This window comes from Mesorhizobium sp. M0189 (assembly GCF_040322135.1).
Lineage (GTDB): Bacteria > Pseudomonadota > Alphaproteobacteria > Rhizobiales > Rhizobiaceae > Mesorhizobium.
In genome coordinates this window covers 175,317-191,785 of the sequence record NZ_JAMYSW010000001.1, presented here as the reverse complement: position 1 = coordinate 191,785, position 16,469 = coordinate 175,317, and the positions used below count along the sequence as shown (strand labels likewise).

The 16,469-nt window shown below is 63.1% G+C and carries 14 protein-coding genes; 4 read left to right on the top strand and 10 right to left on the bottom strand.

Annotated elements, in window-relative coordinates; genetic code table 11:
- Positions 1-23: 23 nt before the first annotated feature.
- From NKJ09_RS00885 to NKJ09_RS00855, 7 genes are all read right to left on the bottom strand, one after another.
- Entirely contained in the window at positions 24-245 is a 222-nt protein-coding gene (locus NKJ09_RS00885; RefSeq protein WP_023678929.1) for a twin-arginine translocase TatA/TatE family subunit, read from the bottom strand.
- Positions 246-423: 178 nt separating this feature from the next.
- Positions 424-1,203 carry an SMC-Scp complex subunit ScpB gene (gene scpB, locus NKJ09_RS00880; protein ID WP_023720059.1) on the bottom strand — a complete coding sequence of 260 codons (780 nt, stop codon included), beginning with the start codon at positions 1,201-1,203 and terminating at the stop codon, positions 424-426.
- Entirely contained in the window at positions 1,200-2,000 is an 801-nt protein-coding gene (locus tag NKJ09_RS00875; RefSeq protein ID WP_023720058.1) for a segregation and condensation protein A, read from the bottom strand. Before NKJ09_RS00875 ends, scpB begins: the two co-directional genes overlap by 4 nt.
- A 58-nt stretch (positions 2,001-2,058) precedes the next feature.
- A complete protein-coding gene (gene nagZ, locus NKJ09_RS00870; protein WP_352482125.1) occupies positions 2,059-3,078 on the bottom strand; it encodes a beta-N-acetylhexosaminidase in 1,020 nt (339 codons plus the stop codon).
- Between the two features lie 119 nt (positions 3,079-3,197).
- Positions 3,198-6,857, bottom strand: a complete 3,660-nt coding sequence (locus NKJ09_RS00865; RefSeq protein ID WP_352495388.1) for an SPOR domain-containing protein — start codon at positions 6,855-6,857, stop codon at positions 3,198-3,200.
- Positions 6,858-6,960: 103 nt separating this feature from the next.
- Complete coding sequence (argS, locus tag NKJ09_RS00860; RefSeq protein ID WP_352495389.1) at positions 6,961-8,718, bottom strand: arginine--tRNA ligase; 1,758 nt, start codon at positions 8,716-8,718, stop codon at positions 6,961-6,963.
- Between the two features lie 61 nt (positions 8,719-8,779).
- Entirely contained in the window at positions 8,780-9,994 is a 1,215-nt protein-coding gene (locus NKJ09_RS00855) for a deoxyguanosinetriphosphate triphosphohydrolase (RefSeq protein WP_352495390.1), read from the bottom strand.
- 73 nt (positions 9,995-10,067) lie between these two features.
- Here NKJ09_RS00855 and erpA point away from each other — a divergent pair, with 73 nt between their 5' ends.
- The 4 genes from erpA to NKJ09_RS00835 all read left to right on the top strand — a co-directional run bounded on the left by erpA (position 10,068) and on the right by NKJ09_RS00835 (position 12,024).
- The gene (gene erpA / locus NKJ09_RS00850) at positions 10,068-10,415 is read left to right on the top strand and encodes an iron-sulfur cluster insertion protein ErpA (protein WP_352467016.1); all 348 of its coding nucleotides are present in this window, start codon (positions 10,068-10,070) and stop codon (positions 10,413-10,415) included.
- A gap of 2 nt (positions 10,416-10,417) precedes the next feature.
- Entirely contained in the window at positions 10,418-10,807 is a 390-nt protein-coding gene (locus NKJ09_RS00845; protein WP_352495391.1) for a VOC family protein, read from the top strand.
- A 30-nt stretch (positions 10,808-10,837) separates the two neighbouring features.
- Positions 10,838-11,632 (top strand): exodeoxyribonuclease III, encoded by a 795-nt coding sequence (gene xth / locus NKJ09_RS00840; protein ID WP_023720052.1) that lies wholly within the window; start codon positions 10,838-10,840, stop codon positions 11,630-11,632.
- 77 nt (positions 11,633-11,709) lie between these two features.
- Positions 11,710-12,024, top strand: coding sequence for a hypothetical protein (locus NKJ09_RS00835; protein ID WP_023720051.1), 315 nt, complete (start codon positions 11,710-11,712; stop codon positions 12,022-12,024).
- A gap of 24 nt (positions 12,025-12,048) precedes the next feature.
- Here NKJ09_RS00835 and NKJ09_RS00830 read toward each other — a convergent pair whose 3' ends face one another.
- The 3 genes from NKJ09_RS00830 to NKJ09_RS00820 all read right to left on the bottom strand — a co-directional run bounded on the left by NKJ09_RS00830 (position 12,049) and on the right by NKJ09_RS00820 (position 16,094).
- Positions 12,049-12,885 (bottom strand): tetratricopeptide repeat protein, encoded by an 837-nt coding sequence (locus NKJ09_RS00830; RefSeq protein ID WP_023678939.1) that lies wholly within the window; start codon positions 12,883-12,885, stop codon positions 12,049-12,051.
- Positions 12,872-14,596 (bottom strand): dihydroxy-acid dehydratase, encoded by a 1,725-nt coding sequence (ilvD, locus tag NKJ09_RS00825; RefSeq protein ID WP_352495392.1) that lies wholly within the window; start codon positions 14,594-14,596, stop codon positions 12,872-12,874. The genes NKJ09_RS00830 and ilvD overlap by 14 nt, the downstream gene beginning before the upstream one ends.
- A 277-nt stretch (positions 14,597-14,873) precedes the next feature.
- Positions 14,874-16,094: an OmpP1/FadL family transporter gene (locus tag NKJ09_RS00820; protein WP_352482115.1), complete on the bottom strand. Its 1,221-nt coding sequence runs from the start codon at positions 16,092-16,094 to the stop codon at positions 14,874-14,876.
- Positions 16,095-16,469: the final 375 nt, after the last annotated feature.

The following is a 16,469-nucleotide window of genomic DNA, read 5'->3' as shown; positions in this document are numbered from 1 at the left end:
TTTGGCCAACCAAAGTTTTGGGCTCAGCTTTTGCTGGCCTTTTCCTTCGGTACCGACACGGTCTCGTCGGAACGGTGTTCGACGGTGCGCTTGTCCTCGGCAGTCTCGTCGTCGGCCATGCCCTTCTTGAAGCTCTTGATGCCCTTGGCCATGTCGCCCATCAGCTCGGGGATCTTGCCGCGGCCGAAGACCAGCAGCACGATCACCAGAACGATCATCCAGTGCCAAATCGAAAATGAACCCATAGCAAATCTCTCTCGAACGGTTTCCCAGACGCTGATCTATGCGCTTTCGGGTTCGGATTCAAACAGAACTGCGACAGAGTTCATGAATGAGTGGCCGAAGTCACGCACTTTCGGCACGGCGGCCCGCTACCAATCGGCGCAGTTCCATCCTGGCTGTGGCTTAAAGATGGCGCTCGGCTCAATCGTCCGTGACGCGCGGCGTCAAAAGGCCGAGTTCCTCGAGGTCGATGTCGGTCAGCGGATCCTCGTCGTCGGTGAGCGCATCGGGGTCGGCCGGCGGCAGCGGCACCGAGAAATTCGACGGCATGCGGCCGGACAGCAATCCTGCACCCTTCAATTCCTCCATGCCGGGGAGATCGCGGATCTCCTCCAGTGCGAAATGGTCGAGAAAAATGTCCGTCGTGCCGTAGGTGACGGGACGGCCGGGCGTGCGGCGCCGGCCGCGCATTCTCACCCATTCCGTCTCCATCAGCGTGTCGAGCGTCCCCTTTGACGTCTCGACGCCGCGGATGTCCTCGATCTCGGCGCGCGTCACCGGCTGGTGGTAGGCGATGATCGCCAGCACTTCGAGGGCAGCGCGGGACAGCTTGCGCTGCTGCACCGTGTCGCGGCTCATCAGGAAGGCGAGGTCGCCGGCGGTGCGGAAGGCCCAGGCATCGCCGACGCGCACCAGATTGACGCCGCGCCGCGCATAGATCTGCTGCAGTTCGGCCATCGCCGCGGCAATGTTGATGCCGTCGGGCAGCCGCGAAGTGAGCTGTTTTTCGCTGACCGGCTCGGCGCTGGCGAATACGATCGCCTCGGCCATCCGTACGGCCTCCGCCATATGCAGCCGCTCGCCGGGATTCTGCGACAAATTCTGCCCCTGGTTTTGTGCCGGGTTCTCGGCAACCGCGCCTTGCTCGGCGTCGTCCTCGACCTTGAACGGAATGACCGAAGCGTTGGCGCGTTCGCTCATGGTGTCACCTCGACTATCTTGATGGCTTGAGCGCGGCCGCGCAGATAAAGCGGCGCGAACACCTGGTCCTGCCGCATCTCCATCTTGCCTTCGCGCACCAGTTCCAGCGTTGCGGCAAACGAGCTGGCGACAGCGGTGCGCCGCTCTTCCGGGCCGGCCAGATATTCGACCAGGAAACTGTCGAGCGCCGTCCAGTCGCGCAGCGACCCGATCAGCCTGATCAGCACGTCGCGCGCATCCTTGAGCGACCACACGCCGCGCCTGGCGATCGTCACATTGGTGATCGCCTGCTTTTGGCGCTGCTGGGCATAGGCGGTCAACAAATCGTAGAGCGAGGCCGAATAGGCATTTCGCTTCTCGATGATGACCATTTCCGGCATGCCGCGCGCAAACACGTCGCGTCCGAGCCGGTTGCGGTTGACCAGCCGTGCCGCCGCGTCGCGCATCGCCTCCAGCCGCTTCAGCCGGAACTGCAGCACTGCCGCCAGTTCCTCGCCGCTTTCGCCTTCGTCGCCGGGCTGCTTGGGGATCAGGAGCTTCGACTTGAGGAAGGCCAGCCATGCCGCCATCACCAGATAGTCGGCGGCAAGCTCCAGCCGCAGCGCCCTCACCTTCTCGACGAAGGCCAGATATTGTTCGGCCAGCGCCAGGATCGAGATGCGCGACAGGTCGACCTTCTGGTTGCGGGCAAGATGCAGCAGAAGATCGAGCGGACCTTCGAAACCGGCCACATCGACGACCAAAGCGGGATCGCCGGTCAACCGGGAATCGTCGTTCTCGGCCCACAGACGGTCCATCGGTGCGGCCTTGCCGGCCTTCAGGTCCAATGTTTCCGCCACTTCGCTTCCTTTGATGCTAGGCCACCGCGTCGAAATAACTGGCAAATTCGGCCCGAATCTCGGTCTCGTCCGCTACGTCACAGTTCCTGATATAGGTCAGCGCCCGCTCCGCGCGCTCAAACGACTTGCCTTCAAGTCCGGTCGTTCGCGATGCAATGCCGGCCATCTCCTCAAACACGCCGTTGCAGTGAAGGACCAGATCGCAGCCCGCCGCAAGGATAGCGGCCGCCTTTGACGGGAAATCCCCAGAAAGTGCCTTCATCGAGGTGTCGTCGCTCATCAACAGGCCGTCGAAGCCGATTTCGCCGCGGATGATCTTTTCGATGACCTTGCCGGATGTCGTGGCCGGGTTCTTCGGGTCGATCGCGCTATAGACGACATGCGCCGTCATCGCCATCGGCAAATGGTTGAGCTCCCTGAACGGGGCAAAATCATGCCGCTGCAGGTCGCCGATCGAGGCGTCGACGGTCGGCAGTTCGAAATGCGTGTCGGCGAAGGCCCTTCCATGGCCGGGAATATGCTTCATCACCGGCAGCACGCCGCCCGCCATCAGGCCTTCCGCCGCGGCGCGACCCAATTCGATGACGGCGCGCGGCTCCTTGCCATAGGCGCGTGCGCCGATGACGTCGCTGGCGCCCTCGATCGGCACGTCGAGCACCGGCAGGCAATCCGCCGTGATGCCGTAGCGCAGCAGATCGAAGGCATGCAGCCGCGCCATCAGCCAGGCGGCACGGGTGCCGGCGTCATGGTCGTCGCGCCACAAGGCGCCGAGTGCGCCGGCAGCCGGATAGTTCGGCGCCAGCGGCGGCCGCAGGCGCTGCACCCGGCCGCCCTCCTGGTCAATGAATACCGGCGCATCCGCGCGCCCGACGCAGTCGCGCATGGCGGCGACCAGATCGCGGATCTGCTCGGTCTCGCCGATATTGCGCGCAAACAGGATGAAACCCCACGGGCATTCGTTGCGGTAGAAACGGATCTCGTCGCGGGTCAGTGATTTCCCGGCGCAGCCGAGGATCATGGATTTTGATTCGGTCATGCGGAACAGTTTAGAGCTTCGCGCCGACAAAGGGAATCGCCCGCAATTGCCTCCAGGGATTTCCGTTCACGCAAAAAAGCCGGCGCGAGCGCCGGCTTTTCGAGAGGTTTTTGGTGCCGCTAGTGGGACACGAAGCAATTGCCGCCGGCAGCCTTGTAGCTGGTGCACAGTTTGATCGCCTCGTTGCGCGACTGCGCTGGAACGCGGACGCGGTAGAAGGTGCCCTTGCCGGCAATTTCGGCCTTGACGATGTTGGCGGTGCGGCCGGAAAGCACGCTGCCGTAGCGGCGCTGCAGATCCTGATAAGTCGACTGGGCGCTTTCGACTGTCGGCTGCGAAGCGATCTGTATCGACCACGAACCAGCGCCGGCCGCGGCCGGATCGATGGAAGCAACCTGATCGGGCTTGACTTCGCCGACTACGTCGACCGGCTGGTCGGACGGACGCTGCGGCGCCACTGGGACCGTGGCCGGGGTGTTGGCGGACTGCTTGCTGGCTGAGGGCTGGGCCTTGGCTTCGGCCTTGGTGTCGGGCTTGGGCGCCGGCTGCAGCTTGGTGGTTTCGGCCTGATCGCCACTCGCCTGATCGCCACTCGGCTGGTCACCAATCTTCTGATCGCCAATCTTCGGATCACTTGTCATCTGCTCGATCAGGGGCACGGTGCCAGTCTGCGCGGCGGCGTCGGCCTGGGCCGACGGAGCCACGTGCTGCGGCGCCGGATCTGCCGGCTCGGCAGCAGCCATCTGCGGGGCGGCAGGCGCCGGATCCTCGCGCGCCACCAGCGAGCCGTCAGGTTTCACGACCATGGTCCGTACCTTGCGCGGCGCAACGGCGACGATCTCGGGGTTGGCACCCTTCTCGGCCTCCTGCAGAACCTGCGCGATGCGATCCTCGGACTTGGGCGCCGGTGCGGCGGCAGTTTCGGTACCGCCAGCGGCATTGGCGCCAAGCGCATCGGTGTCAGGCGCGTTGGTATCAGGCGCGTTGATACCAGAGGCGTTGGTGTCGGACGCCACTGTGCCGGGCGCGTCGAGATCGTCCGCGGCGTCGGGGTCATTGGGCGAAAGATCGACGACGCGGCTCTCCGGTTCGTTGGCTTTCAGGTCCACAGGCTCTTCGGTGTTGGTGACCAGCTTCTGCTGAACGGGCTCGGCGGGCTTGGCGCCCTTGACCACAGCGTCATAGACCTTGTTGTCCTGGTTCGGCACGACGGTGCCGCCTGGATTTTCCGGCTTGATCTTGATCGGCCTGTTGTCGGCCTTGACGATAACCGGCGCATCGCCGTCGCTCTTGCCGCCGAGGGTCAACGCAAAGGCGCCAAGGCCTCCGGCGATCGCCACCGCGCCGACTATCGCTCCTATCAGCAGCCCGCGCCTGCGCGGCCGCCTTTCGGCCTCGCGTTCGGCGAGGCCCGGGACCGACATCTCGTCGTCCAGTTCGGGATCGTAGTCGAGCTCATCGAAGGTGAAATCGTCGGCTTGCGAAACCGGCTGGCCACCGGGCAATGGGCCCAGATCGAAACCGTCCGCTGCATCGGCATAGGAAGCGGCCGCCGCGCTGACGGGGGCTTCCGCAGGCTTGGCGCCATAGGCGCGCGTCTCGCCACGATCTTGCTTATAACCAGACGCAAAGCCCGCATCGTATTCATCGTCATAGCCAGCACTGCGCACCGGGGCAGGCGCTATATCCGTGGCATTCATTTCGGTGAGAAGGCTGGCAAAATCGGCATCAAGATCGTCGTAGGCGGGCGCCACCGGCTCGTCATCGTCGAAGTTGAGCTCCGGAATGTCGAGATCGTCCGCCAGCGCCACGACGCGCTCGGGCACGTCGACCGTCTCGACATCGGGCATCTCGTCATACGCGGAAGGCTGTTGATGCGAGGTTGGTGCAGCTTCCGTGTAGGCGGGCCGATCTTCATAGGACGGCCTCTCTTCACGGGATGCCTGGCCTTCATAGGACGGCGCCTCTTCGACCGGTGCGGCCCGATAGGACGGCGCCGCAGCCGGCTGCGGCGGTGGTGCCGGACGCGCCGAAGCCACCGGCTGGCCTGCAAAAGCGGGCTGAGGCTGTGCGACCGGCGTCACGCGGCTCCACGAGCGGGCCGGCTCGGGCGGCGTGGCGCGTGTCGTCAGCCAGTTCAGCGCATCGAGCGGATCTTCTTCGGAAGCAGCTGCGGCACTCTTGTCGGCCGAGTCATGATCCAGGCCGATATTCCTGGCGAAATCGGCATCGAGCGCATCATTGTCCAAATCATCCGCAGGTCCGGCAGCGGCTTCAACACCGAAATCCTCGCCTTCAAGCTCATCGAAGAGGACACTGCCAAGATCGGCATCATCGGCGGCACTGGACTGCTGCGGCTCAGCGGGCTCGTGCTCGTCGAGTTCCCAATCCAGCTCGTCGACAGGATGCACCGGTTCGTTGGTGACGTCTTCAGCCGCCACCATGGGCTGTTCAGCAGCCACTGCTGGCTCCTGAATTGCGGGCGCCACGGGCTGCTGAGCAGCAGCCATCACAGGCTTCTGGGCAGGCTGCTGGCTTGTCTGAGGTTCGTTGGCCGCTTGTGCCGGCCGTGTGCTCATTGCACCCAGCAGCGCGTTCAGCTCGTCTTCCAGGCTGCGTTCCTCAGCCACTGGGGCTGTCGGGACGACAGCGGCCGGCGCCACTGGTTCGGCCGCAACCTGCGCCACGGGCTCTTCGACGTCCTCCGCAAGCGCATCGTCGAGGCTCAGATCGAAATGGTCGTCGAACGCCGCTTCAGCAGCCGTGCCGGAAAGCTCGACGGCCTCTGGTTCTTCGATTTCGGCAGGCTCGTTCGGGCGAACGTCTAAGTCCATGTCGACGTCGGCCATGGCATCATCGAAATGGCCGGCAAAATTCTCATCGTCCGAAACCGCCTCAACCGGCGATGCCGGGGCGACCGCCGGCTCCTGCTCGTCGAACATCAGCTCGTCTTCGAGCGAGCTCGCAACGGCATCGTCGAACTCGTCATCGAACGCAGGCGCGGCGGCTTGCGCGGCGGTTTCAACGGCGACGGCCTGCTCCATCGGCTCATGCTCTTCGAGCATCAGCTCGTCTTCGAGCGAGTTGGCCACGGCGTTGTCGAACTCATTGTCGAAGGCAGGCTCGTCGTCGAAGGCGGGCTCGTCGACCGGCGCGTATGCATCGGCTGCGGCCCTAGGTCCGTCCTCGCCCGTCGCCCCGATCTTGCCCGTCACATCGTCGTCGAGCCGAAAATCCTGGTCGACAGGGCCGGCAAGTTCGTCGTCACTCGACAAGTCGTCCTCGAACGGCGACACGTCTTCGAGCGAGCCGGCGACGGCGTTATCGAACTCGTCGTCGAACTCCGACTCGACAGCGGGAGCGAACGACCTTTCGGGGCCGGAGGCAATTTCGTCGGCGGCAACAGGAGCGGCCGCAACAGGAGCAGCATCATCCACCGCACTGTCGTCGAACGCGAAATCCTGTTCGAACGAGGCGGCAAGCGCGTCCTCCATCCCATCCGTGGTAGCCGGTTCGGATGCCGGCTCGCGAAGCTCGACAGGGGAAGCATTGTCATTGGCGTCGGCGCCGAACTCGCCCATCAACTCCTTCTCGAGATCGATGTCGAAATCGGCCTCGCCCTCCGGCGGCCCGGCGGCAGCGGCTTTCGGCTGGGCCGGCGTTTGCGGTTTGACCGGTTGGCGCGGGTCGAACCCCATGATCCTGGTCAGTTCCGCGAACGGATCATCGTTGGCGATGTCGTTGTGGTCGGCTGCTCTCAGCTGGGTTCTGTCTGCCATTATTGTTCCCGAACTCGCACTCATTCGGACGCCATGGACGTCGCGTAGGGTTGGCCCTTACCAGCGCAATGTGGGCAAAAGGTGACAGGTTTTTTACTCAAACCTAACGCATTTCGGTGGGCGCATTGGCTCCGATCAGCGTCAGGCCGGACGTCAAAACGTCCGAAACAGCCTGCACCAGCCCTAGTCTGGCATGCGTCAATTGTCGGTCGTTAACCTTAACAAAACGTAAGTCAGGATTATCGGTGCCGCGGTTCCAGTGTCCGTGGAAGCTGGAAGCGAGTTCGTAGAGGTAGAATGCCAGCCGGTGGGGCTCAAGCGCGAGCGCCGCGGCTTCGATCAGCCGCGGATATTCGGCAAGCTTTCTGATCAGGCCGATCTCACCCTCGTCGGTCAGCAAAGCCACTTCGGCGGCCAGCTGGTTGCGGTCGAACATGGCCTCGCCCAATTGCTCGCTTGCCTGCCGGAACACCGAATGGCAGCGCGCCGAGGCATACTGCACGTAGAACACGGGATTGTCCTTCGACTGCTCGGTCACCTTGGCGAAGTCGAAATCGAGCGGCGCGTCGTTCTTGCGGTAGAGCATCATGAAGCGGATCGGGTCGCGGCCGACCTCCTCGACCACTTCACGCAAGGTCACGAACTCGCCCGACCGCTTCGACATGCGCACCGGCTCACCGGCGCGAAACAGCCTCACCAGCTGGCAAAGCAGCACGGTAAGCTTGACCTCGTCGCCGGCAATCGCCCGGGCAAGCGCTTCCAGCCGTTTCACATAGCCGCCATGATCGGCGCCAAGCACATAGATCAGGTCAACGAAGCCGCGATCGACCTTGTCCTTGAGGTAAGCGACATCGGCAGCGAAATAGGTGAAGGTACCGTCCGACTTGACCAGCGCCCGGTCCATGTCGTCGCCGACCGCGGTCGAGCGGAACAGCGTCTGCTCGCGGTCCTCCCACTCGTCCGGCTTCTCGCCCTTGGGCGGCGGCAGCTTGCCCTTGTAGATGTGGCCCTTCAGCGTCAGGTCGCTGATCGCCGAGCGGATCTTCTTCGCATTGTTGGCATGCAGCGTCCGCTCGGAAAAGAAGACGTCGTGATGCACGTTGAGCAGCGCCAGATCCTCGCGGATCATCGCCATCATCGCGTCGATCGTCCTGTCCTTGACGATGGCAAGTGCCTCCTCGTCCGGCATCTGCAGTAGGGAGCGGCCGAATTCGCTGGCCAACGCCTGACCAACGGGGATCAGATAGTCGCCTGGATAAAGCCCGGCCGGAATCTCGCCGATCTCATCGCCAAGCGCCTCGCGGTAGCGCAGGATGACCGAGCGTCCGAGCACGTCGATCTGCGAACCGGCATCGTTGATGACATATTCCTTGGTCACGTCGTAACCGGCGAAGGCCATCAGGTTGGCGAGCGCGTCGCCGACCACGGCACCCCGGCAATGGCCGACATGCATCGGCCCGGTCGGGTTGGCCGAGACATACTCGACATTGGTTTTCTTGCCGCCGCCGACTGTCGAGCGGCCGTAATTGCGGCCCTCGCCGAGCAGCGCCGTCAGATGTGCCTGCCAGAAGTCGTCCTTGAGCTTGAGATTGACGAAGCCCGGGCCGGCGATCTCGGCGGCCGCGATATCCTCGTCGGCGCGCAGCGCCTCGGCCAGCCTTTCGGCCAGCGCGCGCGGGTTCTGGCCGGTCGGCTTGGCCAACACCATGGCAGCGTTGGTGGCGAGATCGCCATGGCTGGCATCGCGCGGCGGCTCGACGGCGATGCGCGACAGATCCGGCGGCACGCCATCCTTGTCTTTCAAATCAAGCGCTTCGACGGCCTTTATGATTCGCGCGTTGAAATCGGCGAAGATGTTCATTGCTATGGCTCTGACGGTTTTGCAGGGATCCGGCTCGTTGGCCGGCAAAATCGCGCCCGCCCTAGCTCAAATCCGGCGTATGGTCAAACAAACGCCTGTGTTCCTTGAGTGCATAAGTGTCCGTCATGCCAGCCAGGAAATCGGCAACACTGCGCGCCTTGACGCGATCCTCCGCCCGATCGAGCCCTTCGCGCCAGCCATCCGGCATGGCGCGCGGATCGGCGAAATAGACGTCGAACAGGTCCCTGACGATCTGGTCGGCGTCGGCGCGCACCCGCATGACCTCCGCGTGCCGATAGAGATGCTTGTAGAGAAAGGCCTTCAACTCCTTTTCCGATACGGCCGTCTCGGCGGAGAAGCTCACCATCGTCTCGCCGGCCGCCCTTACCGCCTCGGCGCTGTCGGGCTTGATGCGCGCCAGATTGGCCGTCGTCGAGACGATCACGTCCTCGACCATGATAGTGATCTGCCGGCGCATCAGCTCGTGGCCGGTGCGTACGTCATCGAGCGCCGGATAGCGCTCACGCACCCCCTTGAGGATCGACCCCGGCAGCGAGAGGTCCTCCAGCATGTCCAGCGTCAGCAGCCCTGCCCTCAGCCCGTCGTCGATGTCATGGGTGTTGTAGGCGATGTCGTCGGCAATCGCCGCGCACTGCGCCTCGATACCGGCGAAGCGGTCGAGCTCGAGGTCGTGCAGTTCGGAATAGTCGCGGATCGCCTGCGGCACCGGCCCCTTCAGCCCTTTGCCCTTGGCATCGGTCAGTGGGCCATTGTGCTTGACCAGCCCCTCCAGCGTTTCCCAGGTGAGGTTCAGCCCATCGAACTCGGCATAGCGCCGCTCCAGCCGCGTCACCACGCGCAGCGATTGCGCATTGTGGTCGAAGCCGCCCCAGGCGGCCATCTTCTCGTTCAGCGCGTCCTCGCCGGTATGGCCGAAGGGTGTGTGGCCGAAGTCGTGCACCAGGGCCACCGCCTCGGCCAGGTCCTCGTCGCCGCGCAGTGCCCGCGCCAGAGCGCGTGCAATTTGCGCCACCTCGATCGAATGCGTCAGCCTTGTGCGGTAATGGTCGCCTTCGTGTGCGACGAACACTTGCGTCTTGTGCTTCAGCCGGCGGAACGCCGTCGAATGGATGATGCGGTCGCGGTCGCGCTGGAACGGCGTGCGCGTCGGGCTTTCCACCTCGTCGAACAGCCGGCCGCGCGACTTCGCCGGGTCGCTGGCATAGGCCGCGCGCGGCCGATAGCCGAATCCGATGTCGCCCAACTCGTTGGTCATAGCGTATGCCGCAGTTGACTTGCCCCGTCGCGCTTCATACCTATCATACGAAACCGAAAGCAAGGTGACGCCCATGGGCGCTGATGCCAAGACCGCCATGAAAGTCGAGATGACCGACGCCGCCGCCAAGCGGATCGCCAAGATCGTGGCGAGCGAAGCCGGCAAGACGGCCCTGCGCGTCTCGGTCGAGGGCGGCGGCTGTTCCGGCTTCTCCTACAAGTTCGATCTGGTCGATAGGCGCAATGATGACGACGTCGCCATCGAGAAGGACGGCGCAACCGTGCTGATCGACGACCTGTCGCTGGTCTATATGGGCGGCTCGGTGATCGATTTTGTCGACGATCTGATGGGCCAGTCGTTCCAGATCAGGAACCCCAATGCGGTCGCCTCCTGCGGCTGCGGCACCAGCTTCTCGATCTAGAAATGCCCGACATCGGCGCGGTCCGTCAGATCGCGCTTTCCGCCGGACGCGATCTCGACGCAACGCTGGCCTTCTGGCGCGAGGTGCTCGGCATGAGTCTGCATGCGCGTTTCGATCCTCCAGGCATCGCCTTCATCATGGCAGGTGACGTGCGCCTGCTTTTCACCGACGGCCTGCCGGCCGGCACCGTCTATCTCGACATATCGGACCTCGAAGAGTTCCACGCTTCGGCAAGGGCCGCCGGTGTTCCCTTCACCGCGCCGCCGGCGCTCGTCCATCGCGACACCGAAGGCCTGTTCGGCCAGGCGGGGGAAAGCGAGTGGATGGCCTTCCTAAAGGACCCGGCAGGCAATACGATCGGCCTTGTCGAACGTCACCCGCCGGATCGCTAGTCTCCGGACCACCAGCCTATCGAGGACGTCATGAAAATCGTCACCTGGAACATCAACGGCGTCCGCGCCCGCATCGGCAATTTGACCCATTGGCTGACGGAAAGCGCGCCCGACATCGCCTGCCTGCAGGAGATCAAGACGGTCGACGAGCAATTTCCTCGCGCCGAGATCGAGGCGCTCGGCTACAATGTCGAGACCTACGGCCAAAAAGGCTTCAACGGCGTCGCCATCCTGTCGAAGCTGCGTTTCGACGAGGTCAATCGCGGCTTGCCGGGCGACGATGCCGACGAGCAGGCGCGTTTCATCGAAGGCGTGTTCTCGACCGACAAGGGCGCCTTGCGGGTTGCCTCTATCTATCTGCCGAACGGCAACCCAATCGACGACGAGAAGAAGTTCTCCTACAAGCTTTCCTGGATGACGCGGCTGGAGCGCTGGGCCGAGGAGCGGCTTGCACTGGAAGAGCCGCTGGTCCTGGCCGGCGACTACAATGTCATTCCTGAGCCGGCCGATGCGAAATATCCGGAAAACTGGCTAAGCGACGCGCTGTTCCAGCCCGCAACGCGGCAGGCGTTCCGGCGGCTGAAGAATCTCGGCTTCACCGAAGCCGTGCGTGCCGTCACCGACGCCCCCGACGTCTTTACGTTCTGGGACTATCAGGCCGGCGCCTGGCAGAAGAACAACGGCATCCGCATCGACCACCTGCTTCTGTCGCCCGAAGCCGCCAATTGGTTTTCCTCGGCTTCGATCGAAAAACAGGTGCGCGCCTGGGAAAAACCCTCCGACCATGTGCCGGTGGCGATCGATCTGGCGCTGCGGCCGGCCTGATCGAAGCTGCTGTCCGGCGGCACATTGAGAAGTTGACCTCTTATCGCCACAAATCGCGCGCTTGATGAGAAATCATCATGGTGGCTGGGGTTCCCATGACTATCCGACTTGCACTTTGCACGTGTGCCGCGGCGCTCGCTTTTGGCGCGATGCCGGCCGTTGCCGCTCCGCTATGCCTTGCCAATGGCAAATCGTTCCAGATCGGTCAAATGGCCTGCCTGACACTTGCCGGACAAAGCCACCTCGCCCGCTGCGAGATGGTGCTCAACAACACGTCCTGGACAAAGCAGCGGGACGGCTGCCCGGAGAACACACTGGCCCCGCATCTGCAAGGCACGCCGATATCAACACCGGCGCCCGGCGGCGTGCCGGCGAAACCGACCGAGAACTGATTTAAATCGACCAATCCCGCCGGCCTACTGGTCGCCGCCACCCTTGGTCAGGATGTCGTCGGCCAGCGAAATCGCGGTGCGACGGTCGGCTTCGCCGGCGGCGGCAAACGCTTCTTCCTGCATGCCGCGGATCCATGGCTGGTCGGCGGGTGAGGCTCGTTCGAGTGCCGCGGTCATCATCGCCAGCCCGCGGACGATCTTGCCGCTTTGGAAAAGCAGGTTGCCGAGCGTCGCCTGCGCGCCCGCATGGCCCTTTTCGGCCGCCAGCTGGAACCAGCGTCCGGCCTGCTTGACGCTGGCCTTGACGCCGCCCTCGCCCTTGAGGAACATCTGGCCCATCTCGAACTGGGCGTTCGGATTGCGGTAGTTGGCGGCGGCACGCATGTAATATTCCTGGGCCGCCACCTCGTTCTCCTCGACGGGGCTGCCGGGAATGCCTTTCCTCAGATAGTCGCCAAGCGCCACCAGCGCGTCCGAAACATAGCTTTCCTCGGGCGAACCGGGCTCGACGTCCTGGTCGACGATCTCGCTGAAGAACTTGAATGCCGCGTAGTCGTCTCGCGCCACGCCATCGCCTTCGGCATACATGCGCGCAAGCTTCCAGGTGGCGCCGATCTGGCCGTTCTCGGCGGCATATTTGTAGGCTTCCGCGGCCTGCTCCTTATGGCCGTTCTTGTAAGCGGAAAAGCCGAACTGGAACACCGCCCACGGGCTCGACTGCGGCTTCACGCCGGTCTTGTCGTCGAACACCTTGTCGTCGAAGGCCATGGCCTGGCCGACGGCGCCTAAGGTCGCGCCAAACGTGGCGAGCGCAACCAGTGCCGAAAGGACAGACGACCTCAACAACTCAGATGTCCGCATAGCAGTGTGTTTCTTTGGCACCGCCCGGATGGGTGACCGCGCCGTCGCGGGCAGATCCGACCGTCTGGGCGTATTTCCAGATCGCGCCCGACTGATAGTCGGTCGTGCGCGCCTTCCATGCTTTTGCCCTCGCCGCCAGTTCGGCTTTGGACAATGCAACCTCGATCGTGCCGTTCACCGCATCGATCGAGATCAAGTCGCCGTCTTTCAGAAGCCCGATCGGGCCACCGACGGCCGCTTCCGGCCCGACATGGCCGATGCAGAAACCGCGCGTCGCGCCAGAAAAACGCCCGTCGGTGATGAGCGCCACCTTGCCGCCCATGCCCTGGCCGTAGAGAGCCGCCGTCGTCGACAGCATTTCGCGCATGCCCGGGCCGCCGCGCGGACCCTCGTAACGGATGACGAGAACCTCGCCTTCGCTATAGTTACGGCGCGTAACCGCCTCGAAACATTCCTCTTCCGAATCGAAGCAGCGCGCCGGACCCGAGAATTTGAGTTCCGCCATGCCTGCGACCTTCACGATCGCGCCTTCGGGGGCAAGGTTACCCTTCAAGCCCACGACCCCGCCGGTCTGGGTAATCGGCTTGTTGGCGGGACGGACCACATCCTGGCTGTCATTCCAGGAAACATGTTCCATATTTTCGGCCAAAGTGCGGCCGGTCACCGTCAGGCAATCGCCATGAAGATAGCCATGGTCGAGCAGCGTCTTCATCAAGAGCGGAATGCCGCCGGCCTCGAACATGTCCTTGGCGACGTATTTGCCGCCCGGCTTGAGGTCGGCGATGTAGGGTGTCTTTTCGAATATCCTGGCCACGTCGAAAAGGTCGAACTTTATCCCGGCTTCGTGCGCGATCGCCGGCAGATGCAGCGCCGCGTTGGTCGAGCCGCCGGTGGCCGAGACCACGGTCGCGGCATTTTCCAACGCTTTCATAGTAACGATGCCGCGAGGGCGGATGTTCCTTGCGATCAACTCCATGATCTTTTCGCCGGAAGCGAAATTGAAGCGGTCGCGCATCTCGTAGGGTGCCGGCGCGCCGCAGGAATAGGGCAGCGCCAGGCCGATCGCCTCAGCGACGGTGGCCATGGTGTTGGCGGTGAACTGGGCGCCGCAGGAGCCGGCCGACGGACACGCGGCTTGCTCGATTTCTAGCAGTTCGGCGTCGCCGATGGTGCCGACCGAATGCTGGCCGACCGCCTCGAATACGTCCTGCACGGTGATCTGCCGGCCACGGTAGCTGCCGGGCAGGATCGAGCCGCCATAGATGAAGATCGACGGCACGTTGAGGCGCACCATAGCCATCATCATGCCGGGCAGCGACTTGTCGCAACCGGCCAGGCCGACCAGCGCATCGTAGCAATGGCCGCGCATGGTAAGCTCGACTGAATCGGCGATGACCTCGCGTGACACCAGCGACGACTTCATGCCCTGGTGGCCCATGGCGATGCCGTCGGTGACGGTGATGGTGCAGAATTCGCGCGGCGTGCCTTTGGCGGCCGCCACGCCCTTCTTGACCACTTGCGCCTGGCGCATCAGTGAGATGTTGCAAGGTGCGGCCTCGTTCCAGCAGCTGGCGACACCAACCAGCGGCTGCGCGATCTCGGCCGCCGACAGCCCCATCGCATAGAGGTAGGAGCGATGCGGCGCCCGCTCGGGACCAACGGTCACGTGACGGCTTGGCAGCTTGGCCTTGGAGATCGCTCTGGCGTCCATACTCGTCCTTGCCGCGGGCGGTGCGGCCTGTCTCTTCGCCTAGCCTTTTGGCGCGTGTCCCGAGACAAGTTCGAGGTGCGCCGGGTTTATGGCGGGAAATGGGCAATGTTCCCAGGCGGCCGGGTGGCGCGAGGGTTGTTCAGAAACTGTTGCCGAAACGTCACAATTATCGGAGCGAACATCATGGGGGCAATTGTTGCGCTGGCCGAATGACGGATGACGCACCGACGAAACGACCGGGCAGTGCCCGGCCGTTTTGTCGTTTAAAAATTTGTAGTTAGAACTTGATCTTGACGGAAGCCGAACCGGCGAGAAGCAGGTCGTTGCCGTAGGTATAGGTGACGGCATTTGCCACGTCGCCGACACCGCTGAAAGTCGATGACCCGCTCGTCAGCACACCGATCGAGCCGCCGAGCCTGACCTCGACCTGGTCGTTCGGCGAATAGGAGACGCCGCTGGCCACGGCCCAGGTATCCGACTGATAGCCGGAGGTCGTCGAGGTGCCGCGATCCCAGGTCAGCGAAACCACGCCCGACAATTGGTCGGTGAACTTGTGACCGATACCGCCCGTGATCGTCCAGCCGTCGCGATAAAGCAGGTCGAATGAAACGGGCGAGGGAGCACCGGTTACCGGACTGCGCACGCCATTGATGGCAATGACGCCAAGCTTGCTCCACTCCTGCCAGCGGATGGAACCAAAGGCCAGCCAGCCAGGAGCTATACCGCTCTGCAGCTTGAATTCCAGAGCCTGAGGTATCTCGGCCGACGCCGAGACTGGGTACACGCCGGTAGAGCCAGGAACCAGATCCGCTGGAAAGGCGCCCCTGAAGCCGGTCGTGTCGACCGTTCCCGACAGCCCGTCATATTTATAGCTGGAAGAGTACATCAGGCTGGCGCGCAGAGCGATCTCGGGGATCTCATAGGCTGCGCCCGCACGCCAACCCCATGCCTCGTCGGACAGCTTGAAGACGCCGAGGCCGGTATTGCCGAAGGCGAGCAGTGTCTGGCGGGACAGAAACGCGTCGACCTGCTGGTAGGAGACACCGCCAATGAATCGTATGGCGCCCTTGCCGACGTTCACCTTGTAAGAGCAGGTGAGACCGAAATCGTCTGTGTCGACGGAGTATTTGACCGCTGTCGGCGAATAGGCGTTGTTCATGCCGAAATTTGCGTCCGCACCATACGGTCTGGTATAGGTGGCAAGACAGTCTACGGGCTCAAAGATGTTGGCCTTGATGCCGACATGCGGCACCGCATAGTCGCCACCAACATCCACCGCCGACGTCGACAGCCCCGAGCCGTCCAGACGCTGCACATTTTTGAGCGTGCGTTGGGGCGAAACATAGGTGACGCCTGCATCGAACGAATATGGCGCCGCGTCGAACAGCTGGTCGATGTTGACGCCGCCCCGGTCAAAGCCTCCGGAGTGCGCCGTCCCGACCAAAGCCAGCGAAAAGGCCGCTGCGCCCAGCAGCGCTTTCAGACGCGAATAACACATGAATCTCCTCCCCGAATGTCATTCCATCAAGCTAGAACCAATTCAGGTTAATGGCGCAACAACGAATTCGCCGTGCGTACATGTACACCCTGGCCGAACGCATTTCCGACAAGGTGTCGGCCTTCTCGACAAGGCGGGAAAATGGCTGGCTCGGTACAAATCAATGAGAAAAATCGGGAAAATCGCCTAAATCACGACAAAACTGGGCATTTCGCGTGCGCAGCCACCCATTGTTACATTATGGCAACAATGGGGCAAAAACATTCAGTTTGCCTCAAGATTTACGCTGCGGAATGCCTGTTTTCGTGGCAGGAAGCCCATCTGGAAAGCAGATTCGTGACCCGGCGAATCTGCTCGATCAGCCGGCCCAATTTG